This is a genomic window from Mesorhizobium sp. C416B (assembly GCF_030323165.1).
In the GTDB taxonomy this organism is placed as follows: domain Bacteria; phylum Pseudomonadota; class Alphaproteobacteria; order Rhizobiales; family Rhizobiaceae; genus Mesorhizobium.
The window spans coordinates 2,805,730-2,830,577 of record NZ_CP100471.1 but is presented as its reverse complement, the minus strand read 5'-3'; the positions used below and the strand labels follow the sequence as shown (position 1 = coordinate 2,830,577).

The following is a 24,848-nucleotide window of genomic DNA, read 5'->3' as shown; positions in this document are numbered from 1 at the left end:
TTGCCTTTAGACTACACCTTCAGTTGCTCGATGCGCGTGCTCCTTATTGGAAGTTCGAACATCGCGCCGCCCGCGACAATTTCCGATTGCTTTTCGATCGTGCACCAAAGGGCGAGTAGCCGCTCCATTTGCTTGACGACCGGAGCCTTGTAGAGGCCCTTCGAAAGAAAAAACCCGACGAGCCGAGAGCTTCGAAATGCAGCATATTCGACCTTGTTCCGGGTAATGCGTCGATCGCCAGAGATGACGATCCAACGCCCCCTCCGTGCTCAGCTGGGCGATCCAGGCCACATCTTTCACGCCGGGGCCGAACTTCTCTCTGATATGGACGATCTCATGCTCCCCGGCGAACAGGGCATTTAGCGAACGGGCGAGAGCGGGCGACAGGTTTTCGTCGACCAGGGCTTTCACGCGGCACTCTGAAGGCTCTCTTCGAATTTCATGGCGTCTCTAACAGCGGCAGCTGAGACATCGAAAAGGCGTGCCACCTTTTCCATGGATCCTTCGGCTTCTACAGCTTGCGCAAGCGCCTCGGTCGGGACGCCATATTTGGAGGCGATCGGCTGACCGAACGAACCATGGGGGTCGATCACGATGGACTGCTTGCCATTGAAGGGCCGCCAGCGCGCCACCGCGTCATCCTCGATATCCAGGTCTTTGAACGTCCGCTCTATGACCTGGCGGAAAACATACTGCCGCCTCTTCAGGTCGAGTAGCTTGGTTTCACCGGAACGCTCTATTCCTTCGAGGAAGATCGTTCTGCCGTCAGTCTGGAAGCGCCTGGTTGAGAACGGGCGCTCGTCATTGACACACTCACGTGCGTACTCGATGCAATTTCTAACCGCCAAAAGGCCGACGCCGGCCCCTGTGAATGCTTTGACAAAGCGGAGCTCGATCAGGTCACGGAATCCGATCTCGAGATGATTGTCGATGATCGGCCACTGCGATGACCATAGCGGCGCGATTCGATGCTCAACTTCTTCGCGGCGGAGGTGTAGCCCTTCATCCACCTCGAAATGTTGAGCGCAGACGTCCCTATCAGGCGCGCGGCCTCTCCGACGGTGTAGGAGCCTACCCCGAAGAATTCTGCGTCTTGAATGTTCTGGCGTACCGACATGCCGGAAGAGTTATCCACTTTCATAGACCTTTGCGAAGCAGTGCTGGGTCCCCATTCCCGGCAAGCACCGAAACCGAGATGCGGCTTGGGATATGTTCGAGGCGATGTCAGCCACGCGGCACTGACTGACTTTCATTCCGCAGAAGAGAAACGAACAGCCCGCTGCGGCTGGTGGCGGGTTTTTCATGTCGCGTTTCATGTCGCGTCCATCAGCCGCGCATCAGTAAAAACCGTTGGAAACCAAGGACACTCAGTTGCAACATGGTGCAACATGAGCTGAATATTACAGAAACAAGCGGTGCCCAGAGGCAAGTAGGAAATGTCTGTGCTTCCAGATCTTACCACGCACAAAGCATGCGGACAACCAACAGAAATAGCAACAATAGATTCCTGTGGGTTATTTCATTCCTCCCGGAATGTCCGACTGATTTGGTCCGACAGCGGCTTCACGAAATAGGAAAGCGCCGTACGCTCACCCGTCTGGACCATCGCTTCGGCCGGCATACCGGGCACGAGCGTCAGGCCCTTGAGCTTCGTCAGTTCCGCCTGCGGAACCGACAGGCGCACCAGGTAGTACGAAATGCCGTTTTTTTCATCCGTCGCCAGATCGGCTGCGATCCGGCTGACATATCCGTTCAATATCGGCGTGGTTCTCAGATTGAAGGCTGACATCCGCAGCACGGCCTTGTGACCAAGCTGGATTTGGTCGATGTCCTTCGGGTTGATTCGTACTTCAAGCGCAAGATCGTCGCCTTCCGGCACGATTAGCATGATCGGATCGGCGGGCGTGATCACTCCGCCGACCGTATGAACTGCGAGTTGTTGAATGGTGCCTGACTGCGGCGCGACGATATCGATCCGCCGCAGTTCCTGTTCAACCGCCACCTTGCGCTCAACATACTCCCCGACCTGCGCCTGAACCTCTCTGAGCTCCTGGCCCACTTCCGACTTGAAATCCTGATCGATCTGCGGGATCTGCAGGCGCGTTTCGGCTATGCGGGCTGCCGTCTGTGCCTGATTTGCGATCTTCTCACCGCGTTCGCCACCGAAAGTGGCAACCTGGATCTTCAGGCTGTTCAACCGTTGGTCCGAGACAATGCCTTGGTTGCGCAGCCCACTTAGAACAGCAATTTCCTTTTGGAGAACCTCGATCATTTTTTCACAGGCAATTTCCTGCGCCTTGAGTCCTTCGATCTCGTGGTGATATTGAGTAATGCGTTCCGCCAATTGCGCCTGCTTCCCGTCGCGGGATTGCCTGCGGAATTCGAACAGCAACGTCTCGCTATCTATTGCCGAAGCTACGTCCGGAACATCTCTTCGGGCGAGTAGCCAGTCCGGGAAGGGGATTTCCGCGAGATCGTCACGCTCAGCATCGAGTCGTGCCAGGTAGGCGGCCAGCTCATCAAGCCGCTTGGTGACTATGGCGAGATTAGCGCGCGCCTGGGTGGCATCGAGCCGCATGAGGATGTCGCCGGCTTTTACCTTATCGCCTTCGCGCACCAGGATTTCTCCCACCACCCCGCCAGTCGGGTGCTGCACCTTCTTGACATAGGAAACGACGACAAAGTGTCCGGACGCTACAACCGCACCGGAGAGATTCGTGAAGTTCGCCCAGGCTCCGGCTCCTCCCACAAAGATCACGCTCGCCAGAAGGCCCGCCACCAGGTGGCGGCGAATGGAGCTTGAAACGTCATTGTTCTGATCAATGCCGGACACCGGTATCCTCCATGTCAGCGCGCTCTGCCACGTTATCCTGTGTAGACTCGATGGCCTTCAGGACTTTGGAAGGCGCACCGAATGATCGCTGCAGTCCACCTTCCATCACCAACACCAAATCCACGGCGCGGATGACGCTCGGCTGATGGCAGACAACAACCGCAATGCCCTTGCGCTCGCGCACGGAGGCGATCGCCTTAGCGACTGCAGCTTCGCCTTCCGCGTCGAGATGGATATTGGGTTCATCCAGCACAACAAGGAACGGGTCTCGATAAAGGGCACGGGCAAGACCGATAAGCTGGCGCTGCCCGGCGGAAAGTGCCGCTCCGACCTCACCAATCGGAGTTTCGTATCCGTGCTCAAATCGGAGGATCAGTTCGTGCGTGCCCGCTGCTTTCGCCGCGGCGACAATAGCCTCAGGGTCAGGATCATGTTCAAAACGAGCAATGTTTTCGGCAATGGTGCCGTCGAACAGTTCAACACCTTGTGGCAGATAGCCGATATGACGGCCTAGTGCTTCCCGGTCCCATTGATCGAGGCTTGCGCTGTCGATGCGAACCTTCCCGGCGACCGGCGTCCATGCGCCGACGATGGCGCGCGAGAGTGTCGACTTGCCCGAGCCCGATGGACCGATGACCCCGAGTGCGCTTCCCGCCTGAATGGCAAACGCAATGCCGGTCACGGTCGGCTTGCTTTCGCCGGGCGGAACAATTGTCACGCTTTCGAGGCGCAGTTCGCGTTCAGGTGCAGGCATAGGCACAACAGGAGCGGTTTCAGGAACCTTTTCCAAGAGGTCCTCCAGCCGCGCCCAACTCTGGCGCGCCATGAGGAAGGGTTTCCAGCTTGAAATGGCCAGATCGACCGGAGCCAGCGCACGCCCCATCATTATCGAACTGACAATCATGACCCCGGCCGTAGCCTCCTGCCTGACGACAAGGTACGCACCGACGGTAAGAATGGCCGATTGCACCTGCAGGCGCAAATCGGCATTGCAACGCGCTGCTTGCAGCAGACCATTGCGTGCCATGTTGTGGGCAACGGTATCGCTTATCGGCCCTTGCGAGAGAGTGTTGGCAAGGAGTGTCAGAGATGTGAGACCGACCGCCCCGATAAGTGCCGTCATGCCGATCCAGAAATGAAGGAGGAAGCAAATGCCGAGATAAAACAGCATCCATGGCAGATCGAAGAACGCTGTCGGACCGTTTCCACCTAAGAAGCCGCGAACATTGTCGAGATCGCGAAGCGGCTGCAAGCCGTCGCCCGGCATGCGCGTTGAAAGCGGAAGGCGAACGATCGCATCGTGAACGCGTCCGGAAAACTGTCCATCGAAACGCTCGCCAATCCGCAGCAGCACGCGGGCGCGCAAAATGTCGAGCAGGCATTGGAACGCATAAAGCCCCGCAGCAAGCACGACGAGCCCCACTAGCGTGGATACGCTGCCACTTGCCAGAACGCGGTCATAGACCTGAAGCATGAACAGCGGCGAGATGAGCGCAAGCACGTTGACCACGCCGCTGATCAACACAATGCCCCAAATCGCGGAAGTCAGAGGGAAGGGTCTCAAAGCTGAATCCTTTAAGGAATGGTTGTCACGTAAGTCTCCGCAGCTGGCGACCCAGCTCCCTATATTGCTCCCCGACCGGCAACCGACTGCATCCGCTCGCTGTTCAGGATCAGTGCTCCCGCCGAATATGTTTGGTCCCGGCATTTAATGGAGCGGGTCAACAACACCGTCCGGCTGAAGGTTTGGAAGGGATTCATCGTGGTCGGCCGCAAGGGCCCGAACAGGCTTCCGCCTCCACACCTTCAGGAGATTTCGGTCCACGACCAGCGCGACGCGCAGGGCTTCGTCACTGTACACGCTGACTGCTCCCAGGCGCCCCGGCCCATGGCAAGTAGCGGAAACGGACGGGAAAGCGCCCGCCCGGGGGGGCGGGGCGGGCGCGGTTCCGCATGGGTTTTCTGGATCAAACGAAGGTGAAGTCGGACGCGGTCAGGCCCAGGTCTGCCACGGTGACCACACCGCCCAGGTGGGCGAACTCGTGCGCGCTGCCGTCGGCGGTGACATAGGCCAGAGTTGCGAGTCTGTCGGTGTAGCTGCTTTGGTAGACAATGATGTCGCCGGCGTGCTCGCCGGAGATCGCACTCGCCGCCTCATTAGCAGAGTTGAAAGATTCGCCAGTGATCACTACGACGTGTTCGCCGTTCGCACCCGAGGCCGCACCGCTGTAGAAGCTGCTCACCGGGTAGCCGGACTGTATGCTGGCGTTGTTGACGAAGTTCGCGCCAAAACCATCGTTGTAGAGGCCCACCGCATCGAAGGCGAACTTGTCCTCCGCCGGGTTGAAATCGGTGATAGTGGTAATGTCCGACGTCGACCCGACAACCCCAGGCACCGGATTGTGGAACTGGAACACGAACGTGTCACTGTCGCTGCCCCCGGTCAACGTGTCCTGGCCGTCACCCACGTAGAGGACATCCTGGCCGGGTCCGCCGTTGAGCCTGTCATTGTCCTCACCGGAGACGCGCGCGTTGAAGCGGCCGTTGTCGCCGGAGAGATCGTCCCAGCCATCTCCGCCGAAGATGCGGTCGTTACCCTTGCCGCCGATGGCTCGGTCACTGCCCGCGCCACCCGAGATCTCGTCGTTGCCGCCACGACCGTCAAGCCAGTCACCGCCCTGGTAACCCTCGATCCAGTCAACACCCTCGGTGCCGAGGAGTGTTTCGGAACCCGGGCCACCTTCGATAATCTTTGCCATTGAAAATACTCCTAATGATGCCCCTGCCTGAGTCGTTCATATTCGTCATCGGACAATTGGAGAAATCGATTGCTTGGATAGGCATACATTTACGAAATGGATGCATTCTCGTTCACTTCGCCCTTCTGCTGAGCAGTTGCGGGCTCGCAGGCGGCGGGGACACGCCCCAGGCAATCGGCCCGAACATTCACACTCAAAGAACGGTCCAGGAAAACTTGGCAACCGGTCGTCCTGGTTGGGCCGCCCTCGGAAGAACGGGCATGGGGCTGTGTTGCCGAGTCGCGCCGGCACTGCCCATTGCGGGCAATGGAACGTTAGGGAGCGCGTTCGCGCGAGCCGAGATCGGAACCGACAGGCGCACCAGGTAGTACGAAATGCCGGGTTCACCAGGATTTCTCCGACCACCCCGCCAGTCGGGTGCTGTATCTTCTCACTAGGAAACCACGACAAAGTGTCCGGACGCTACAACCGCACCGGAGAGATTCGTGAAGGTCGCCCAGGCTCCGGCTCCTCCCACAAAGATCACGCTCGCCAGAAGGCCCGCCACCAGGTGGCGGCGAATGGACTCGAAACGTCATTGTTCTGATGAATGCCGGACACCGGGATCCTCCATGTCAGCGCGCTCTGCCACGTGATCCTGTGTAGACTCGATGGCCTTCAGGACTTTGGAACGCGCACCGAATGATCGCTGCCGTCCACCTTCCATCACCAACACCAAATCGACGGCGCGGATGGCGCTCGGCCGATGGGCGACGACAACCGCAATGCCCTTGCGCTCGCGCACGGAGGCGATCGCATTAACGACTGCAGCTTCGCCTTCCGCGTCGAGATGGGCATTGGGTTCATCCAGCACGACAAGGAAAGGGTCTCGATAAAGGGCCCGGGCAAGACCGATAAGCTGACGCTGCCCGGCGGAAAGTGCCGATCCGGCCTCACCAATCGGAGTTTCGTATCCGTGCTCAAATCGGAGGATCAGTTCGTGCGTGCCCGCTGCTTTCGCCGCGGCGACAATAGCCTCAGGGTCAGGATCATCTTCAAAACGAGCGATGTTTTCGGCAATGGTGCCATCGAACAATTCAACACCTTGTGGCAGATAGCCGATGTGACGGCCTAGTGCTTCCCGGTCCCATTGATCGAGGCTTGCGCTGTCGATGCGAACCTTCCCGGCGACCGGCGTCCATGCGCCGACGATGGCGCGCGAGAGTGTCGACTTGCCCGAGCCCGACGGGCCGATGACCCCGAGTGCGCTTCCCGCCTGAATGGCAAACGCAAGGCCGGTCACGGTCGGCTTGCTTTCGCCGGGCGGAACGATTGTCACGCTTTCGAGGCGCAGTTCGCGTTCAGGTGCAGGCATTAGCATAACAGGAGCGGTTTCAGGAACCTTTTCCAAGAGGTCCTCCAGCCGCGCCCAACCCTGGCGCGCCATGAGGAAGGGTTTCCAGCTTGAAATGGCGAGGTCGACCGGAGCCAGCGCACGCCCCATCATGATCGAACTGGCAATCATGACCCCGGCCGTAGCCTCTTCCCTGACGACAAGGTACGCACCGACGGCAAGAATGGCCGATTGCAGCAGCACGCGCAGCGACTTTGAAATGGCACCCAGCCCACCTGCCACGTCCCCAGCTTTCCGGTTGGCGGCCAGACACTTGGCATTGGCCTTTTGCCATCGGGCAGCGATCCGCTTTCCAAGACCGAGAGCTTGCACGACCTCGGCATTGCAACGCGCTGCTTGCAGCAGACCATTGCGTGCCATGTTGTGGGCAACGGTATCGCTTATCGGCCCTTGCGAGAGAGTGTTGGCAAGGAGTGTCAGAGATGTGAGACCGAACGCCCCGATAAGTGCCGTCATGCCGATCCAGAAATGAAGGAGGAAGCAAATGCCGAGATAAAACAGCATCCATGGCAGATCGAAGAACGCTGTCGGACCGTTTCCACCTAAGAAGCCGCGAACATTGTCGAGATCGCGAAGCGGCTGCAAGCCGTCGCCCGGCATGCGCGTTGAAAGCGGAAGGCGAACGATCGCATCGTGAACGCGTCCGGAAAACTGTCCATCGAAACGCTCGCCAATCCGCAGCAGCACGCGGGCGCGCAAAATGTCGAGCAGGCATTGGAACGCATAAAGCCCCGCAGCAAGCACGACGAGCCCCACTAGCGTGGATACGCTGCCACTTGCCAGAACGCGGTCATAGACCTGAAGCATGAACAGCGGCGAGATGAGCGCAAGCACGTTGACCACGCCGCTGATCAACACAATGCCCCAAATCGCGGAAGTCAGAGGGAAGGGTCTCAAAGCTGAATCCTTTAAGGAATGGTTGTCACGTAAGTCTCCGGAGGCTGGCGACCCAGCTCCCTATGTTGCTCCCCGACCGGCAACCGACTGCATCCGCTCGCTGGTTCAGGATCAGTGCTCCCGCCGAATATGTTTGGTCCCGGCATTTAATGGAGCGCGTCAACAACACCGTCCGGCTGAAGGTTTGGAAGGGCTTCATCGTGGTCGGCCGCAAGGGCCCGAACAGGCTTCCGCCTCCACACCTTCAGGCGCGTTCATATTCGTCATCGGACAATTGCAGAAATCGATTGCTTGGATAGGCACACATTTACGAAATGGATTCACTCTCGTTCGCTTCGCCCTTCTGCTGAGCAGTTGCGAGGTCGCAGGCGGCGGGGCATCGCCATCCATGCCTCCTCTCATAGTCGAGGGGGGGGCATTTTCTCAATTTGGGGACAACTGAGACGTCCGGTGCTCTTAGGCAGAGGAATCATACGAGATCCCTCCTGCAACATCATTTCCCGCATCCACAGGCTTGCCGGATCACTATTGTGGAGCGCAGGCCATTGAACGGCCTCCGTGAATGCGGGAGGAAGTGGCGGCGGAAGTTTGACAATCCGCAGGGGTGTTGTTTTTGCGAAATGCTGCGCCAGCCGTAAGGGCATGGTCCCGATGCGGCTGGTGCCTGATACAACGGGCGGGATCAGGCTAAAGCCGTGTACGACAACTTCGATACGTCTCTCGAAACCGTGCTCGAGCAAATACCATTCCTCCATGGAGAGCTGCCGGGTGTCCCCGAATTTGAACACAACCTGCCCCATCGATAAGTATCGCTCCAATGTAAGTGGCTCTGACAGCTGCTTGTTCGTGCCGCAGCCTACGCACACGAGCATATCTTCGAACAGGGCTGCGCGAGGATGTTTCGACATGAATACTTCCGGCATAATTAGAAAATCAACGTCGCCGCGCCGGAGAAGCTCCTCGGGGTCGTCGGAAATAGGGAGACATTCAAAGCGGACGGCGGGAGCTTCCCGCGCAGCACGTTCTACGATCTTCTTAAAAAATACGAGCGTGATGTAATCGGAAAGGATAATCCGGAAGCGACGATCCGATTGGGCTGGGTTGAAGGCGTCCCAGGAAATAATCGATAGCTGGATGTGCAGCAATGCCTCCCTGACTGCTGGGGCGAGCCCCTCAGCGCGAGGTGTCAAAATGAGCTCGCGGCCGCTCATCGTAAATAGCTCATCGCTGAAATAGGCGCGTAACCGAGCAACGGCGGCGCTCATTGCCGGCTGGCTCAGGTTAATACTGCGGGCCGCCGCGGTGACTTTACGTTCCCTGACCAGAGCGTCCAACACAACGAGGAGATTCAGATCGAGTCCCTTAAAACGCATGTCTTGATCTAGGCGGCGTGTGAATGGGTTGCGACCAAACATTCAATTCGAATGGTGAGTAGCGTCAACGCATCAGCCTTCGACGAAAAAGAGCAATCGAAAAGAAGAAGGGCAAAACTGTGTATATGCAAAGCGCGCCGATATGCAGGCCCATTTTGTCAATCGGACGGCCAAGCATCGCTGGACGAATGAGGTCGATTGCATGTGCGAGCGGTAATAAGGAGGCAGCATACTGAAAAGCGCCGGGCAATTGGTTGACCGGAAACATCGCGCCGCAAAGGAACAGCATGGGTGTAATAACAAGCGTATTATAAAATATGAAATATTCATAACTGGGCGCAAGCGCCGTGACGACCATCGCTAGACTCGCGAAGGCGAGGCCATTGAGAGCGATGACTGGCAGCAAGCAGAGGATGGATGGCCACGATGCGTAGCCGAGCGTGGTAGCAACAATAGTGATTGCTGTGCCCGCCATGAGGGCCTTCGTGGCTGCCCACGCCAATTCGCCGAGTAAGATATCGCCGAGCGTCAGCTGAGTGCATAGCATTCCTTCCCAGGTGCGCTGGTCGCCCATGCGGCCGAAACTCCCGTAGACCGTTTCAGCGGTCGCCGATGCCATCACGCTTGTGGCAACCATGCCAGCCGCGAGAAACGCAATGTACGAAGTGCCCTCAACAGGACCTATCATTGTTCCGATGCCAAAGCCGAGACCGAACAGATAGATCATCGGATCGGCGAGGTTGCCGAGAACCGATGCAAGCCCGATTTTCTTCCATCCAAGATAGTTGCGGCGCCAAACCGCGACCCAATTCCACGCATTGGCGGGCATGCCCGCCGCATAACGTTCGCCCATTGTTCAGTCCTCCATCTCGCGCCCGGTTAACCGCAAAAACACATCCTCGAGATTGGGGGGACGCTGCAGAAGGCGTAGACCCGTACGCCCGCGTAGCTGCGCCAGCACCTGCTCCGGATCGGGTGCATAGCAAAAAAGCGTCTCACCGCTCACCTCGATGCGCTGTGCGTACGGCCGGATCAGCGCACCTAGTTCATGCGGATTGCCGCCGTAGACCTCCACCACGTCACAGCCGATCTGCTCGTCAATGAGTTCGGACGGGCGACCTTCGGCGATCTTGCGCCCCTCCTCCATAACGCACAGCCGATCGCACAGCCGCTCGGCCTCTTCCATGAAATGGGTAGTCAAAAGAATAGTCTTGCCCCGCGCCAGCAGCGATCGCAGCCGATCCCAGATCAGGTGGCGGGCCTGCGGATCGAGGCCGGTGGTCGGCTCGTCCATCACCAGCAAGTGCGGGTCATTGATGAGCGCACGCGCGAGCGTCAGGCGCCGCTTCATGCCGCCGGACAGTTCGGCGACGCGCGCATCCGCTTTGTTCTCGAGGCGGGCGAACTCAAGCAGCGATGGTATGACCGCATCGATCTGGCGTCTGCTCATCCGGAAGTAGCGCCCGAACACCAACAGGTTCTCGCGTACAGTGAACGCGGCATCAAGATTGTCGAACTGCGGGACCACGCCGATGCGCATACGTGCCAAACGCGCGCGCGCCGGCACTGGAGCGCCGAGCACAGTAATCTTCCCCGCATCAGGCGATGTCATGCCGAGGACCATACGCGCAATCGTGCTTTTGCCCGCGCCGTTCGGTCCCAAGAGCCCGAAGCATTCCCCCGCCGCAACGCGGAACGACAGCCTGTCGACAACGAGCTTGTCATAAGTTTTGCTTACGTCAGTAAGGTCGATCGCTATCATGGACATGGGTTCATTTTACCGAGAGGGGACGACAAAACTGGCGGTCGCTTGGTTCCCTGCCGATCTGAAACTGTGACTCGTCTTCGCCATCCCCGCCGTCGATAACGAACTGATCGACATCACAAGGATCTAGCCGCTGCTCCGCTAAAGCGGCGACAATTGCGTCGAGATTATCGATGGATTGGTAACGCGGATCGTTGTGCCGCTTTTCCTGGTCATCGCAGAAGACGAGCCGTCCATCCTGGACAAGGGCGATCGCCCCATCATGGGTCAGCTTGGTACCACAGATGCGCATAGTGTCTCCACGTTAACGGCGATAGATTCGAGATTCATCAGGAAGCGGAAATCGGGTTCCGGAAACGGACGAGCAAGCAGTCTTCGTTGACCGACTCGCCCCGACACTCAAGCCGCTCTACCTCGATCAACGTTTCGTTCAGCATGGCGATGACCGGCTCAGCACCAGCGGCGTGACCCCAGCGACGGCAATTAGCATCCCTTGCCGATCCGAAGATCAGATGCCCGCCTGGCGCAAGCACCCGCACCAGGTTTTTGACGGCCGCGCGCATCTCGGCTATGTCTCCGAGGTAGTAGAGGACCTCCGCCACAACGATCACGTCAAACAACTCGTCGGTCGAAAACTGTTGAACATCGCAGACTATCCAGTTGATGCGCGACGGCTCCTTTATCCGTTGACGTGCTCGAGCAATCGCTTGCGCCACGACATCGATGACGGTGAGCCCTTGGCAGTAGGGGGCTAGTTTTTCCGTGAATGCGCCGGCAGCGCACCCGACTTCCAGGGCATTTGTAATGGAGCCTTGGGCAAGCGCCAGCTGGAGCATTTGCGTGTGGCGCTTCCGCTCGAATGGATTGCCGTCGAGGCGCCACGGATCGTCGGCGGCCAATTCCCGATCAAGCAACTGATGATTCACGTTCTGGGTCAAACTCGTGCACCTCTCGTCCATTAGGTATTTGCGATCAATCGTCGCCGCAAATGTTGTCCGACAGGACTAATTCCGAAGAATCCCGCGCAAGACTGAGCCTGCGAAGCGGAGCCGAATGGGGCGAGAGTTCTGCCCTGCTGGAACCAGTGATCGGAGCTTGGGTGGGGGCCTGTTTTCCCCCAGTGTTCGATGTAGCGACAGCAGAGCTTCGCGACAGCCAATCGCTATTGCTCAAGGTACACAGCGCGTAGGCCTTCAACGGAAGCAAGAGAAAGACGTTGATGAACGTGTGCAGCGAAAAGCCAAGAAATCGAAATTGTCGAGCACGAAATGCTACCACGCTGCATCGGAGCATGGTCATGGACACAATCATCAGTCCTGTCCACCAAGGCACAGTGCCTGTCAGTGCGAAATGTGCGAGGCCCGTTAATACCGATAGGGCGAGGAGTAGCGCGCCGAGATTCTGTCCGACCACGTCCAACGTGAGATAGCTATTTAGGCTAGGCAGCAAGCGCAGCCCAAGCAGTGTGTCCCGGAATGTGCTTCGTGCCCAACGGAGTTGTTGGCGCAGATACGGTCCGAGTCTGTTCGGAACGACTGTGGCCGCGATGGCGCTCGGAACGTATTCGGTTCGAAAGCCTGCTTTCAGCATCAGGATAGTGAGATGGCGATCCTCACCGAAGTCGCTTGGCTTGCCCCGAAAAAATTGCGACTCGTACTGGTCCAGTAACAAAAGGAGCGCAGACCGGCGGTACATGGCACATGGGCCGCAACAGCACATAACGGCACCGAAGCGAGCCTGTGCCGCGCGCTCCTCGTTGCAAGCCAGCCAGTACTCCATGTCTATCAGCCTGGTCAGCCAGCTCTCGGTTCGGTTACTGGCCGTCAACTGACCCATGACTGCGCCGACCGCTGAATCTCGCATCTTCGGTACAAGCTTGGAAATGACGTCGGGCGCGAGTACCGTGTCTGAATCAACGTTAAGCACCAGATCCCCTGATGAGCGTCGTATCGCGGCGATCTGCGCCTTGCGCTTTCCAACATTCTCGGGAAGCAAAATGATGTCGAACCTGGGGTCGCGCGCGTAGTCTTCATGGACAGTTCCTAAGGCTTCGCGATTTCCAGAACCGTCATCAACCAAATAGACCCGAAGTCTTCCGGCGTATTCTTGGTCTGCAATGGAAGCCAGGCACTCTGAAAGCGTGCGCGGATCCTCGTTGAAGCAGGGGACGATGACATCGACGCTGGGCAGTTTGTCGGAGCCGGCGAGAACCTCCAACGCCGACGAATCCTTTGTCGGCATAGCATAAAGCCCTTGCATGCTCTTATAGGCAGTCGAGAGCAGTGCATAAAGCGAAATGGCCACAGTGCTGGTTGTACCAAGAAGAGTCATGGGATCTCGTTGTTCAGTGATGTTGAGGAAGTGAGCGGATTACAAATCCGCGCTCACGCAGTGCTGGAATCAGCCGGGACAGCGCCGTGACCGTCTGGTCGCGCATGCCGGCGTGAGCGCCCTGGCTCAACTCGCCGGGAGGGCATCCGTCGTGCAAGAGTACAATTGCGCCCGGCCGGACGGAGGCGAGCACTTTGTCGATAATCGCCTCGACTCCAGGGCGAGACCAATCTCGAGGGTCGACGGACCAATGAAGGGCCGCCAGCCCGGCGATCTGTGATGCTGTGCAGACTTCTTCGCTCCAGGCGCCGTAGGGCGCGCGAACAAAGCGGACCGAGGCCTGCGGGCACGCTCTCATGATGGCGTCGTTCGCTTCAAAGACCTCACGTTGCACTTCGCCGAAACCGCATTGGTACAGATCCGGATGAGACATCGTGTGGTTGCCTACCTCGTGCCCTTCTGCGATCATCCGTTGGATTAGATATGGGTGCTCTAAGGCGTAGGCGCCGATGACGAAGAAAGTCGCCGGCACCCGCTGCTCTGCCAGCACGTCGAGAATCTCCGGTGTGAAAAGTGGATTGGGACCGTCGTCAAACGTCAGATAAACGCTTCGACGGCCGGTGCCGTCAGAGCACTCACGGCGCACTTCGTACAAGCAATCGGACCGGCTCATAGCTCTGGTCCGTTCCGATCTATCATCGTGCCCGTGGGCCATTCGCTGATCGGCCGTCCAACTGGCAGAACAATTGTGAGTGCGTCATCGATGCGTGTGGGCGGCAGGTCGAGGCGGGCCTCTGGTCGGGTGGAGCGCACGCGAATTCCCGACAAAACGGCCATAGGGCTGTATCGCCGTCCAAACCTCTCAACATGATTCCGCAGCGCGTCCCTGACCGTTCCGAAAGCGAATGGAACGCCAAGCTCCTGCAGTATTGGAAGCATGACATGGATTGAATGGGCGATTCCCAGACCCTCAAGGTCCGGACGTACCCCGTACAGGCCCAGTTCAGCCACCAACAGGTCGACCGCGTCGACCTTGATGAAACGGCGCAGTATGCCCATGTGAGCCGCTACACCGCTTGAATCATAGGCGATTACGCGGAGTTCAGGCCTGGCTCCGGCCCAGCTTCGACTACCTTCGAACGGTTCTGCGTTGGACGCCCCAGTCGGCCCGTACGTATCACGAAAGAACTCGGCGAGCTTAACGTGATCGGAGAGCTGCAACTCGTTTTCCCAGCACAACTTCCACTGCACCTGATGGCGCATTCAGGACCTCTCTTCATATTGGTTTTTGCGGCCGCATTACTCGACCAAAGCGGCGTTGTTGGCTGCACTCAGCCGTTGTCGTTGGCGAAGGTGAGCCAGACACTCTCTCGAGTTCCGGCCCGTGTCGTCGATTTGAGCTTGACGTCGCTCACTTTCCGTTCCTCTAATGCATGGCTCGTAAATTCGTAAAATTGATTGTTTGAATGATACGCATCCACACGTTGGATAGAACATGACATGCGTTTTAAAGGGCTGGATCTAAATCTCCTCGTTGTGCTGGACGCTCTGATGAGGGAGCGTAAAGTCACTGCCGCGGCTCGCAGTATCAACCTGAGCCAGCCGGCCATGAGCGCCGCCGTTGCTCGGCTACGCGCCTATTTCAACGATGAGCTATTTACGATGAACGGCCGCGAGCTCATTTTGACGCCGCGCGCCGACGGGCTCGCCCCAGCAGTCCGGGACGCATTGCTGCACATCCAGCTATCGATTATTTCCCCCGACGCCTTCAACCCGGCCCAATCGGATCGTCTCTTCCGAATCATGCTTTCCGATTACATCACGCTCGTATTTTTTAGGAAGATAGTAGAGCGCGCTGCGCGGGAAGCTCCCGCCGTTCGCTTTGAATGTCTGCCTATTTGCGACGACCCCGAGGAGCTTCTCCGGCGCGGCGACGTTGATTTTCTGATTATGCCGGAAGTGTTCATGTCGAAACATCCTCGCGCAGCCCTGTTCGAAGATAAGCTCGTAGGCGTAGGCTGCGGCACGAACAAGCAGCTGTCGGAGCCACTTACATTCGAGCGATACTTGTGCATGGGGCATGTTGTGCTCAAATTCAGGCACACCCGGCAGCCCACCATGGAGGAATGGTATTTGCTCGAGCACGGTTTCGAGAGACGTATCGAAGTTGTCGTACAGGGCTTTAGCCTGATCCCGCCCGTCCTGTCAGGCACCAGCCGCATCGGGACTATGCCCTTACGGCTGGCGCAGCATTTCGCAAAAACAACACCCCTGCGGATTGTCCAACTTCCGCCGCCACTTCCTCCTCCTGCATTCACGGAAGCCGTCCAATGGCCTGAGCTTCACAATAGTGATCCGGCAAGCATGTGGATGCGGGAAATGATGTTGCAGGAGGCATCTCGCCTGGCGCCTTTGCCTGAAATCATTGAGCGTCTCGGGCACGCCGATCCGACCTTTCGTTTCTTGGTACCGACTGCCACCTCGAAATCGCGTGCGAAGTCCCGGAAGATGTTGAGCCCCACCTAATCACCGCCTGTAAGACAGGCTGATCAGCATGTTCGACAAGCGCCGGCGCGGCGCGTGTTACCTACGTTCTGGGGCTGATCTCAGGCGAGTTGCTCGTCGAGGATGTGTGGCAGAGTGATGCCAGCTGCCTTGATTGCCCGCTTTGGCCGTAGGTGGTGACGACGCGAGCATTCTTTTCGATGGCGGCTTCTGGAGGCGGACGCGATCGCGTAGGAGCGGTTGCCCTTCGGGCGTCGGGCCTTTGGCCCGGCAGAGCGGCGCAGTTCCTTGCTAAGTGCGAGGGGCCGGAACGAGCAGAACACACGCCCGGGCTGCTACTGAATTGACTGCCGCCTCGATTTGCGTGCGAAGTCCCAGAAGATGGTTAGCCCGGTTAAATTCCTACCTTGCCGGCTGTGCCGCGGCTTTTCACGTGCAGCCAGGCGAGGAGATGGCGGTCGACGAGGTCGACCCCAAATGGACTGTGCTGGCCTCGCTCGGCTCTTGCCGTGCGGGATCATTGACCACACCCCCTGCACGAGAACGTGGGGCATGTTGGCAAGTGAAGCCGGTGGAGGTTGACGCTGCGGATCTAGGCAATCTACCTCGCGCTTCCGCCTTCATATATTTTCCGGCAGATGGATGTCGAACGGCAGAAATGTCTGTCCGGGTGTTTCAGCGGTGCCGGTCTCGATAGCCCGTGTCATCAGCGTTATCAGCTCCTGGCAAAGCCGGCGCATTGGCGTGGCGACCGCCATCGTGACGATGTTATCTGCAAGCGCTGCCCGAGACTCAGGTGTGATTTCATTCACGATCGCGACGAGATCCCGACTTTTGCCCTCTTCTCGGAGCGCGGAGATCGCGCCCTCCATGCCGCCGCCGGCGACATAGAAGCCGACGAGCTCGGGCTCCCGCTGCATGAGATCAAGCGTTGCCTCGTAGGTGATCTGCCGCTTCTCGAGGTTCATGACCGGATCCAGCACCTCGAACGTGGGCGCGTTCTCACGGCAATAGGAGCGAAAGCCGACGTCACGGAGCTCGTGCCCCTGGAAACGATGGCTGCCGACAAACACCGCCACTTTGCCGGGCCGTTTTGCGACCTTGGAAACCATCCAAGCGGCCGTGCGCCCCACCTTGCGGTTGTTGAGGCCGATATACCCCTGTCGCACGCCGGCGGCGAAGTCGGAAAGCAGCGAGAAAACCGGAATGCCCTTGGCCTTGAGGTCCTCAACCGCTGCTGTGATTTTCGGGTGGTCCGGTGCCACCATCGCGATTGCATGGCAGCGTGCGCCCAACTCCTTGAGCGGCGCGATCAGGTCGCTCGGCATATGTGACGGGGCGAATTCGACGAGCGGAATGCCGTGGAAGGACTGGGCCAAATTGACCGATGCTTCGACCTCGCGCGCAAAATCTTGGTAGAAATGCTGGGCCGGTTTTCTCAAGATGAAGCCCAGACGGTAGTGCGGTAGGTCTCGCCGCAACCGCTGCTTGATTAGCCCGGCAGCATGATAGCCGATCGCCTGGGCGGCGTCGTGGACCCGCCGCGCGGTCTCCTCGCGCACCGGATGGCGGGCGTTCAGAACCCGATCGATCGTTGCTACGCTGACTCGGGCTTCGCGGGCGAGATCGGCAATTGTGGGGCGCTTGGTCATAGGTCCTATTCTGATTGGTTTTTGACGCGGGCCGGCTCTCTGTCCGCCTAACGCGTTTCGGTTTCGGGTGGCAAAGTGAAGACGTCCCCATACGAATGGGCACAGCGTGTTGGACGAACATCATTGCAGACGTAAACCGGCCGGGTATACTGAAAGGCTCATTCGCTTAAAGGGCGGTGACGATTTGCACTCACACATTTAGCGCTTCTGATACATGGTCCGTGAGGAGCCGTTTAGAGGCTGCGGGTCGGTCGTTCAGTTATGTGACCAGCTAAGCGACTTCACAGGTCGTGGGCCGCCCACCTTACTTGCAGGAGGGTAGCCGGTTTGATGCCTCGGTAAGCTGATGACCGCTGAAGGCAGCTTTCATCTGTGCTCGGTCCAACTCTCCTTCCCAGCGTGCGACGACGAGGGATGCCACTGCGTTGCCGACGCAATTCGTCAGCGCCCGGCATTCGGACATGAATCGGTCGATGCCGAGTATCAGTGCCATCCCAGCAACGGGAACACTCGGAACTACCGCGAGCGTAGCCGCCAGGGTGATGAAGCCCGCACCTGTCACACCTGCAGCGCCCTTGGAGGAAAGCATTGCTACGAGCAGCAGCAGCACCTGATCGCCGATGGACAGATCCGTGTTCGTCGCCTGTGCGATGAAGAGAGCCGCTAGCGTCATGTAGATATTCGTGCCGTCCAGATTGAACGAATATCCGGCCGGGATGACGAGACCCACAACCGAACGCCTGGCGCCCGCCTTTTCCATTTTCTCCATCAGCGACGGGAGCGCCGCCTCCGAGGAGGACGTTGCGAGGACAAGCAGCAGCTCTTCCTTGATGTAACGAATGAGAGAACAAATCGAAAAGCCGTTGTAACGGCAGACTGCGCCGAGAACCCCGAACACGAAGAGGAAGGCGGTGAAATAGAACGTCGCGACCAGCATCGCGAGGTTGACTACCGAACCGATGCCATATCTGCCGATGGTGAAGGCCATCGCGCCAAAAGCGCCGATCGGCGCGGCCTTCATCAGAATTCCGACGAGCTTGAAGACAGGCACAATGAGCGCCTGGAGGAAGGAAACGACAGGCTTGCCCGTCTCTCCGGCCATCGCAAGCGCCATGCCGAACAGAACCGAGAAGAACAGCACCTGCAGGATGTCGCCTTCCGCGAAGGCACCGACGATCGTTGGCGGGATGATGTTCATCAGGAAGCCGGTGACCGACTGCGCTTTGGCTTTTGCGGCATAGGTATTCACGGCCTGGACATCGAGCGAGGCCGGATCGATGTTCAGGCCGTCGCCAGGCTGGACGACATTGGCGACGATGAGGCCGACGATCAGCGCGAGCGTTGAGAAGGTGAGGAAATAAACCATTGCCTTGCCGGCGACCCGGCCGACCTTATGAAGATCGTTCATGCCGGCAATGCCGGTCGCAATTGTCAGGAAGATGACAGGCGCGATGATCATCTTGACCAGCTTGATGAAGGCATCACCCAGCGGCTTCAGGCTCTCGCCGGTCTCCGGATAAAAATAGCCAATTGCGACGCCGAGCGCGATGGCGGCAAGCACCTGGGCGTAGAGCTTGGTGTAGAAGGGTTTGCGGGGCGCGGGACTCGCGCCGCGGACTTGTGCAGCTGACACTGTTTCTCTCTCCCTGACCGGATCGAGGTGGCGTGACTTCTCCCGGGCTTCTCCCTATCGCGGCGCTCCGGTCGAACGCTGCACCAACGCCGCCGCAATACCCATGCCAGATGAATCCGCATCACCTGAACTGATGTGGGCTCGCCAATGATGGAGGAATGCGGTGTCAGACCAGCGGGCAAGGCCGCGGTCCCAACGCCCTTGATGGTCTGTGGCAGAGTGCTGCCGGTCGATCCCTCTGGCTAGCGGTTTTGCTGCACAGAGCGTGGTGGGTTCCTCGTTAGCCGGCTTTGGACCGGGCCCCATCGTTGGCGCCAGCGGGTACCAATAAGTCGCCTGTTCAAGGCCGTCCAGATGACAGGCTAACTTACCCCTTTTCGGAAGCGCTCGTTTCTAGACAGCCTACGACCATGCAGCCACTGCAATCACAGAATAAATTCGGACGGCCTTTTGGACGACCCATTTTGCAAATCAACGCCCGCAGCACGGGCAGCCGTTTTCAAGCGGTCGCATCGTAATCTGTTCAGACTTTTCGATACGCTCATTGAGTGTGCCGATTTCGGCCCCAGGCCGGTGATGGTGCTGACCACGACGATGCGATTCAGAAGTTGCGAGCACCGCCTACGAAGTCGTACTCGACGCCAGCTTCGCGCCTTCACACGCGACATCGCCGCCGCCTGATCAACTCGAGAAAGATGGGGCTTGCGGCAACGGACCAGTGCCGTTGGCTGTTATTATCGCTCCCGCCCCTCCTTCGCGGGCGCTGGTGAATGGCACGGCCCCGCATTTGCACTCCGCGCGGTCAGCCGCTCGGGCAAGGCATGGCCGGCCCAGGTATTTCTGCTTCAACGCAAAGATAGAACTGATGAATCCTATCATAGGCCGCGAGGTTTCCTTTCACAGATGAAAGAAAGCTCGATTGACTATGCCGCCTCGCTCCAGTCTTTTGAAAACAACGTGTGTTTGCCCGGGGCAAGCCAATAACATGGCCAAGCCTCGTGAGGGAGTAGCCAAGCGATGCGTCAGGCTAGACCCGCTTTGCACTCGACCACACGGCGGCGGCACGAGTTCACGTCGGAGCATTTTCGCGCGTGCCCGCGACGTCGCGGGCGCACATGCCGCCAGCCTAGATTTGATGGCGCGAGATCGAGGATCACATGCACCACAACATTAGCAAGTCAGAACAGAATGCCCGCGACTGCGGCATATCGCTGCCGAATGCGATAAAGGGTTGTCCAAAGCCCGACACGAATCCTGCGAATGTGGCATTGCACGAGCGCGCGCTAACCGGCATCTTCGAAATATCGAAAGTACTCGCCGATGCCGCCCGGCTCGAACTCAAGTTGGCCAAGGTAGTCGATCTCCTGCACTCGTTTGTGCAGATGCGGCACGGCATCATCGCTCTCTGCGGTGCCGAGGGCGGACTGGACATCACAGTGGCCAGCGGCTGCGGCACGAACGGCAATGAGCCCTCCCGGTCGCGCCTGCCGCGCAACGCCATCGATCAGATTGTCACGACCGACACGCCGCTCGTCGCCGACGACATAGCGATGCATCCGACCTTCACTGCCACTGATATCGAAGTGCTTGGGGCCTCCGACGCCGTGTCGTTCATCGGCGTTCCCATTCGTGTTGATGGGAACGCCATAGGCGCGCTGACTTTGGACCGGGTTTTGGAAAGCAGGTCAAGCTATCGGCTCGACGATGATGTCCGGCTGCTCACCATGATTGCCAACATGGTGGGACAGACAGTCAAGTTGCATCGCTTCTCCGCGGCCGACAGCGAGCGAGCGCCGGAGCTGGAACATCGGCTGCAAACGAAATTTTCTGATGTTAAGCACCCTGCACCCCGGCGCAAAAAGGTTCACGTCGAGGGGATGATTGGTGACAGTCCGGCGATAAGCGCCCTGCTGGAGAAGATCGCGGTCGTAGCGAAGGCAAAAACCACAGTTCTGTTGCGAGGTGAGTCCGGTACCGGGAAGGAGCTGGCTGCCAAGGCAATTCACGAGTTGTCGCCGCGCGCCAAGCGGCCCTTCGTTAAACTCAATTGTGCAGCGCTCCCAGAGACAGTCCTGGAATCCGAATTGTTCGGTCATGAGAAGGGTGCCTTCACAAGCGCATTCAATTCCCGCAAGGGGCGCTTTGAGCTCGCTGACAAGGGGACGTTGTTTCTGGATGAGATTGGCGAGATCTCGGCCTCGTTCCAGGCAAAGCTACTGCGCGTGCTGCAGGAGCAGGAGTTTGAGCGCGTCGGCAGCAATCAGACCATCAAGGTCGATGTTCGCGTGATTGCCGCCACGAACAGGAACCTGGAAGAGGCGGTTGCAAGGAATGAGTTCCGCGCCGACCTATACTACCGCATCAACGTGGTTCCCTTGCTGGTACCAGCATTGCGCCAAAGGCGCAGCGATATTCCGCTCCTCGCAGCTGAGTTTCTCAAGAAGTTCAACAACGAGAACGGCTGTACGCTCACCTTCGATCCGCGTGCGATTGAAGTGCTGATGAAATGTGAGTTTCCCGGCAACATTCGCGAGCTTGAAAATTGCGTGCACCGGACAGCGATCCTGGCCGAGGGACTGTCAATCGGGAGAAACGACTTTGCCTGCTCCCAAGGCCAATGCTTTGCCGAGGCGCTGTGGAAGTGCAGATCGGGCAAGGCCGCGCTGCAACCACCGCCGATCCTGTCGGAGTCAGCGAATTTGGCCACGCCGCCGGACGCGGCCGCCAGTTCGGCCGCGAGTACAGTCCCGCTTGCCGGCGCAACCCACCCAATTGGGGCGAGGACGCCGGACATAGAGCGCGTCATTGCTGCCATGGAAAGATGTGGCTGGGTGCAGGCAAAGGCAGCGCGCCTGCTTGGGCTGACCCCGCGTCAGATTGGCTACGTGCTGAGGAAATATGGCGTCGAGATCAAGCGTCTTTGAAAGCATGACCCTGGGCATGAGCTGAGCCGCTTAGCGCCTTGGCGCCGCGCAGCGATGCAGATCCGCGTCCGCGTCAACTCGATTCGACCGAGGACAGCCTGGCCGAATTCCCATCTCAGCCGGCGCTGCGACCATTGTGTGAAAGGCAACCCTGCCATCGTCAATCTCGTCCGCCATGTTGCTCTCGTTGCGAGCTCATACGGATGCCCCCTGTGTGACTGAAACGGAGTAAAATATGTCCGATGCAAAACTGCAAACTGTGCTTTCGGCTCTTTCGCAAGTGACACGACAGTTGGATGCTCTGCCGTCCAACGGACCAGCGCCGGACGGAAATTTTATCAAGCTGAATACGAATGAGAACCCGTTTCCGTTGCCGCCAATCATAATGCAAAGTGCAGTGGCGGCCCTCAAGCGCCAGTATCTATATCCGGATGACGACAACTCCAGACTGAGGGAAACAGCGTCCAGCGCCTATGGCGTTTCCAGGGATCAGGTCATCGCTGGCAACGGGTCGTCTGAACTGCTCGGACTGATCTACAGAGCTTTCCTCGCACCCGGCGACAAGGTTGCGATGATGTCGCCAGGGTTTTCGTTCAACCGCAAACTTGCCATGCTCCAGGGCGCTGAGTTCCTCGAAATCGGATGTCAAGCTCATTCCCTGCCAATGGAGCAATTGCTTTCTGGTCCGGCAAAAGACGCCAAGTTTATTATGTTGGCCAATCCAAACAATCCGACCGGAACATTCCTCCCGATAAGCGATATCGAACGCCTCGTAGCACAATCGGACCGCTTGATTGTCCTCGATGAGGCCTACGTCGACTTTGCACCCGATCACGGACTGCGCCTCATCAACCGGTATTCGAACCTTCTGGTCTTGAGGTCATTCTCGAAAAGCTATGCCGCCGCCGGCATTCGCGTCGGTTTCGGTTTCGGTCACCCTGAAATTATTGGAAGGCTGCGAAACATCCAGAACGTCTTCAACATGAACGTGATCGGGCATGCCGTTGGTATCAGCGTGCTTGAGCATCGCGGCGCCTACGCAGACAACCACAAGCACATCAAGGATGAACGAGAGCGAGTGACAGTTGCACTATCGCAACTCGGATTTTCCGTAACACCCTCCCGCGCAAATTTCTTGCTGGCCCGTGTGCCCGCGGGACAGGACGGCTCATGGTGGCAAGCAGCATTGGAGAGGCAAAAGATACTTGTCGCGTTTTTTCCGGACAAAGGCTTGGAACACTGTATCCGCGTCAGCATCGGCACAAAAGAGCAGATGGATGAATTTCTTGCTGCCGCTGGCGACATTGCTGGAAGCTTAACGGTGCCAAGCTCCAGAGGCAGGGAAGCGTCAGGCTCTGCTTCTTCGTTACGCTGACGCTAATCGGCGATCACACACATCTCTTCCGACTTGCTGGTGATCCCAGCAAGAAAACAGCCTGCTTTTAAAATCGGGGACTTAAAGAGTGACAAACGTCTTTCCTTCAAACCTGGCTTTCGGCATCTTCGATCATTTGGATGAGGATGGCCGCGATATAGGCCGGCAGTACGAAGATCGCCTGATATTAGCAGAGGCGTGCGATCAGCTAGGGTTCTATGCCTATCATCTCGCAGAACACCACTGTACTCCCCATGGGAGAGGTCCATCGCCGAATCTGTTCTTATCGAGCGTCGCCCAGCGCACCCGGCGCTTGCGTCTCGGACCCTTGGTGATGCTGCTTGCGCTTTATCATCCGCTGCGTGCGTTCGAAGAGATCTGTATGCTGGACCAGTTGAGCGGTGGCAGGCTCGAACTGGGCATAGGGCGCGGTGCTCTCCCGACCGAATTGGGCTACTTCGGGATTGGTGCGGACGCGGTGCCGGGCCGTTATGCCGAAGCCAGCGAAATTCTTATGCAAATACTTGTGAATTCGAGGGAGGTCGGCACGCTATGCTATCAAGGCCGCCATTTTGATCTCAATGACGTTCCTTTGACGCTAAGACCTCATCAGCGTCCACATCCGCCCACATGGGTCGCTGCCAATCGACCCGAGTCCACAGCTTGGGCCGCTGCGAATGGAACAAATATCGCGTGTGTAGGACCTTCCTCTTCTGTTCGCAAAACTACTGATGCGTTCCGCGCCTATCGAGAGGACAACGCAGGCGGGGGGATCAAGGGAGATTTGTCGGATTGCTCCGCATGGTCGTGATTGGGCGTTGTGACACACATGCCTATTCGCTCGCGGCACCTGCTTACGCACGCTGGCTCAAGAGCTTCCAATTCCTTTACGAGCTTAACGCTATCCCCACTCCACCAAACTTGCCGCTAACCTTCGATGCGGCAGTCGAGAGTGAATTGTGCGTGGTAGGATCAGCAGAGTCTGTGCGAAAAGCTCTGCTAGATCAGTTGGAAGAGGCAGGTGCCAACTACCTGCTTTGTCAAATGGCATTTGGAAATCTGCCGCTAGATGCTTCCCTTTACACCGCGAGGACCATTCAGTCCGAAATCATGGCTCGACTTGGCTGACCATGTGCTCGAGCTTGCACGTGGTGGGGCGGGCAATCGGGAGGAGGCCAAACTGACGACGAGCAGGCGGCACAGAATACCAGCTTGTGCGTTGGCTGGCGTCTGGGCCATCGTGTGAACATGCACGATCCTAAGGAGAGGGTAGCCGAGCGCGTCACGATGCCGGCACGCGTCTGCTCGTCGCGCTGGCGCTAGTCGTTGCCCATAGCCAGCCGCAGGAGGTTCTTCTCGCCCGGGGCGGCGTCGGTGCGGCGCCCACTAAGCCAGCTTCATCAGCGGC

Annotated in this window: 18 protein-coding genes and 4 pseudogenes; 4 read left to right on the top strand and 18 right to left on the bottom strand. The window is 58.3% G+C overall.

Annotation, left to right across the window (positions count from 1 at the left end; translation table 11 throughout):
• Positions 1 to 6: 6 nt before the first annotated feature.
• The 15 genes and pseudogenes from NLY43_RS32810 to NLY43_RS13765 all read right to left on the bottom strand — a co-directional run bounded on the left by NLY43_RS32810 (position 7) and on the right by NLY43_RS13765 (position 14,614).
• The gene (locus NLY43_RS32810; RefSeq protein ID WP_502882169.1) at positions 7 to 411 is read right to left on the bottom strand and encodes a PIN-like domain-containing protein; all 405 of its coding nucleotides are present in this window, start codon (positions 409 to 411) and stop codon (positions 7 to 9) included.
• A complete protein-coding gene (locus tag NLY43_RS13830) occupies positions 408 to 1,010 on the bottom strand; it encodes a hypothetical protein (protein WP_023713149.1) in 603 nt (200 codons plus the stop codon). Before NLY43_RS13830 ends, NLY43_RS32810 begins: the two co-directional genes overlap by 4 nt.
• Positions 1,011 to 1,519: 509 nt before the next feature.
• Positions 1,520 to 2,833 carry an HlyD family type I secretion periplasmic adaptor subunit gene (locus NLY43_RS13825; RefSeq protein WP_023713843.1) on the bottom strand — a complete coding sequence of 438 codons (1,314 nt, stop codon included), beginning with the start codon at positions 2,831 to 2,833 and terminating at the stop codon, positions 1,520 to 1,522.
• Positions 2,820 to 4,355: a type I secretion system permease/ATPase gene (locus NLY43_RS13820; protein ID WP_502882168.1), complete on the bottom strand. Its 1,536-nt coding sequence runs from the start codon at positions 4,353 to 4,355 to the stop codon at positions 2,820 to 2,822. Before NLY43_RS13820 ends, NLY43_RS13825 begins: the two co-directional genes overlap by 14 nt.
• A gap of 445 nt (positions 4,356 to 4,800) precedes the next feature.
• The gene (locus tag NLY43_RS13815) at positions 4,801 to 5,592 is read right to left on the bottom strand and encodes a calcium-binding protein (protein ID WP_023713184.1); all 792 of its coding nucleotides are present in this window, start codon (positions 5,590 to 5,592) and stop codon (positions 4,801 to 4,803) included.
• A gap of 369 nt (positions 5,593 to 5,961) precedes the next feature.
• Positions 5,962 to 6,192, bottom strand: a pseudogene (locus NLY43_RS13810) (HlyD family type I secretion periplasmic adaptor subunit); the annotation flags it as partial.
• Positions 6,167 to 7,882: a type I secretion system permease/ATPase gene (locus NLY43_RS13805; protein WP_286460934.1), complete on the bottom strand. Its 1,716-nt coding sequence runs from the start codon at positions 7,880 to 7,882 to the stop codon at positions 6,167 to 6,169. The pseudogene NLY43_RS13810 and the gene NLY43_RS13805, both read right to left, overlap by 26 nt.
• 398 nt (positions 7,883 to 8,280) lie before the next feature.
• A complete protein-coding gene (locus tag NLY43_RS13800) occupies positions 8,281 to 9,255 on the bottom strand; it encodes a LysR family transcriptional regulator (protein ID WP_023703124.1) in 975 nt (324 codons plus the stop codon).
• Between the two features lie 64 nt (positions 9,256 to 9,319).
• Positions 9,320 to 10,108: an ABC transporter permease gene (locus tag NLY43_RS13795; RefSeq protein ID WP_023687364.1), complete on the bottom strand. Its 789-nt coding sequence runs from the start codon at positions 10,106 to 10,108 to the stop codon at positions 9,320 to 9,322.
• 3 nt (positions 10,109 to 10,111) lie between these two features.
• The gene (gene nodI, locus NLY43_RS13790; RefSeq protein WP_023685034.1) at positions 10,112 to 11,023 is read right to left on the bottom strand and encodes a nodulation factor ABC transporter ATP-binding protein NodI; all 912 of its coding nucleotides are present in this window, start codon (positions 11,021 to 11,023) and stop codon (positions 10,112 to 10,114) included.
• Between the two features lie 55 nt (positions 11,024 to 11,078).
• A pseudogene (locus tag NLY43_RS13785) lies at positions 11,079 to 11,312 on the bottom strand (carbamoyltransferase N-terminal domain-containing protein); the annotation flags it as partial.
• A 37-nt stretch (positions 11,313 to 11,349) separates the two neighbouring features.
• Positions 11,350 to 11,979 (bottom strand): nodulation methyltransferase NodS, encoded by a 630-nt coding sequence (gene nodS, locus NLY43_RS13780; protein ID WP_023713711.1) that lies wholly within the window; start codon positions 11,977 to 11,979, stop codon positions 11,350 to 11,352.
• Between the two features lie 13 nt (positions 11,980 to 11,992).
• Positions 11,993 to 13,351, bottom strand: coding sequence for a chitooligosaccharide synthase NodC (gene nodC, locus NLY43_RS13775; RefSeq protein WP_023687361.1), 1,359 nt, complete (start codon positions 13,349 to 13,351; stop codon positions 11,993 to 11,995).
• Between the two features lie 13 nt (positions 13,352 to 13,364).
• Entirely contained in the window at positions 13,365 to 14,024 is a 660-nt protein-coding gene (gene nodB, locus NLY43_RS13770; protein ID WP_023672235.1) for a chitooligosaccharide deacetylase NodB, read from the bottom strand.
• Positions 14,021 to 14,614 carry a NodA family N-acyltransferase gene (locus NLY43_RS13765; RefSeq protein WP_023694280.1) on the bottom strand — a complete coding sequence of 198 codons (594 nt, stop codon included), beginning with the start codon at positions 14,612 to 14,614 and terminating at the stop codon, positions 14,021 to 14,023. Before NLY43_RS13765 ends, nodB begins: the two co-directional genes overlap by 4 nt.
• A 237-nt stretch (positions 14,615 to 14,851) precedes the next feature.
• Between NLY43_RS13765 and NLY43_RS13760 the strand changes: the two genes are divergently transcribed.
• Positions 14,852 to 15,877 carry a LysR family transcriptional regulator gene (locus NLY43_RS13760; protein WP_023712679.1) on the top strand — a complete coding sequence of 342 codons (1,026 nt, stop codon included), beginning with the start codon at positions 14,852 to 14,854 and terminating at the stop codon, positions 15,875 to 15,877.
• An 80-nt stretch (positions 15,878 to 15,957) separates the two neighbouring features.
• Here NLY43_RS13760 and NLY43_RS32805 read toward each other — a convergent pair.
• The 3 genes and pseudogenes from NLY43_RS32805 to NLY43_RS13750 all read right to left on the bottom strand — a co-directional run.
• Positions 15,958 to 16,185: pseudogene (locus NLY43_RS32805) on the bottom strand (IS1634 family transposase); the annotation flags it as partial.
• A 291-nt stretch (positions 16,186 to 16,476) separates the two neighbouring features.
• Positions 16,477 to 17,508, bottom strand: coding sequence for a LacI family DNA-binding transcriptional regulator (locus NLY43_RS13755; RefSeq protein WP_023672231.1), 1,032 nt, complete (start codon positions 17,506 to 17,508; stop codon positions 16,477 to 16,479).
• 304 nt (positions 17,509 to 17,812) lie between these two features.
• Positions 17,813 to 19,141 (bottom strand): dicarboxylate/amino acid:cation symporter, encoded by a 1,329-nt coding sequence (locus tag NLY43_RS13750; RefSeq protein ID WP_023706359.1) that lies wholly within the window; start codon positions 19,139 to 19,141, stop codon positions 17,813 to 17,815.
• Between the two features lie 1,157 nt (positions 19,142 to 20,298).
• Between NLY43_RS13750 and nifA the strand changes: the two genes are divergently transcribed.
• From nifA to NLY43_RS13735, 3 genes and pseudogenes are all read left to right on the top strand, one after another.
• Positions 20,299 to 22,065, top strand: a complete 1,767-nt coding sequence (gene nifA, locus NLY43_RS13745) for a nif-specific transcriptional activator NifA (RefSeq protein ID WP_023713710.1) — start codon at positions 20,299 to 20,301, stop codon at positions 22,063 to 22,065.
• 235 nt (positions 22,066 to 22,300) lie between these two features.
• Entirely contained in the window at positions 22,301 to 23,440 is a 1,140-nt protein-coding gene (gene hisC, locus NLY43_RS13740) for a histidinol-phosphate transaminase (protein WP_023712677.1), read from the top strand.
• 88 nt (positions 23,441 to 23,528) lie between these two features.
• Positions 23,529 to 24,568, top strand: a pseudogene (locus NLY43_RS13735) (LLM class flavin-dependent oxidoreductase).
• Positions 24,569 to 24,848: the final 280 nt, after the last annotated feature.

Excerpts from the sequence above, each read along its gene's own strand:
- NLY43_RS13815 (WP_023713184.1), bottom strand. The coding sequence starts at position 5,592 with ATGGCAAAGATTATCGAAGGTGGCCCGGGTTCCGAAACACTCCTCGGC.
- NLY43_RS13800 (WP_023703124.1), bottom strand. The coding sequence starts at position 9,255 with ATGCGTTTTAAGGGACTCGATCTGAATCTCCTCGTTGTGTTGGACGCT.
- NLY43_RS13795 (WP_023687364.1), bottom strand. The coding sequence starts at position 10,108 with ATGGGCGAACGTTATGCGGCGGGCATGCCCGCCAATGCGTGGAATTGG.
- nodI (WP_023685034.1), bottom strand. The coding sequence starts at position 11,023 with ATGTCCATGATAGCGATCGACCTTACTGACGTAAGCAAAACTTATGAC.
- nodS (WP_023713711.1), bottom strand. The coding sequence starts at position 11,979 with ATGGACGAGAGGTGCACGAGTTTGACCCAGAACGTGAATCATCAGTTG.
- nodC (WP_023687361.1), bottom strand. The coding sequence starts at position 13,351 with ATGACTCTTCTTGGTACAACCAGCACTGTGGCCATTTCGCTTTATGCA.
- nodB (WP_023672235.1), bottom strand. The coding sequence starts at position 14,024 with ATGAGCCGGTCCGATTGCTTGTACGAAGTGCGCCGTGAGTGCTCTGAC.
- NLY43_RS13765 (WP_023694280.1), bottom strand. The coding sequence starts at position 14,614 with ATGCGCCATCAGGTGCAGTGGAAGTTGTGCTGGGAAAACGAGTTGCAG.
- NLY43_RS13760 (WP_023712679.1), top strand. The coding sequence starts at position 14,852 with ATGCGTTTTAAAGGGCTGGATCTAAATCTCCTCGTTGTGCTGGACGCT.
- NLY43_RS13755 (WP_023672231.1), bottom strand. The coding sequence starts at position 17,508 with ATGACCAAGCGCCCCACAATTGCCGATCTCGCCCGCGAAGCCCGAGTC.
- nifA (WP_023713710.1), top strand. The coding sequence starts at position 20,299 with ATGCACCACAACATTAGCAAGTCAGAACAGAATGCCCGCGACTGCGGC.
- hisC (WP_023712677.1), top strand. The coding sequence starts at position 22,301 with ATGTCCGATGCAAAACTGCAAACTGTGCTTTCGGCTCTTTCGCAAGTG.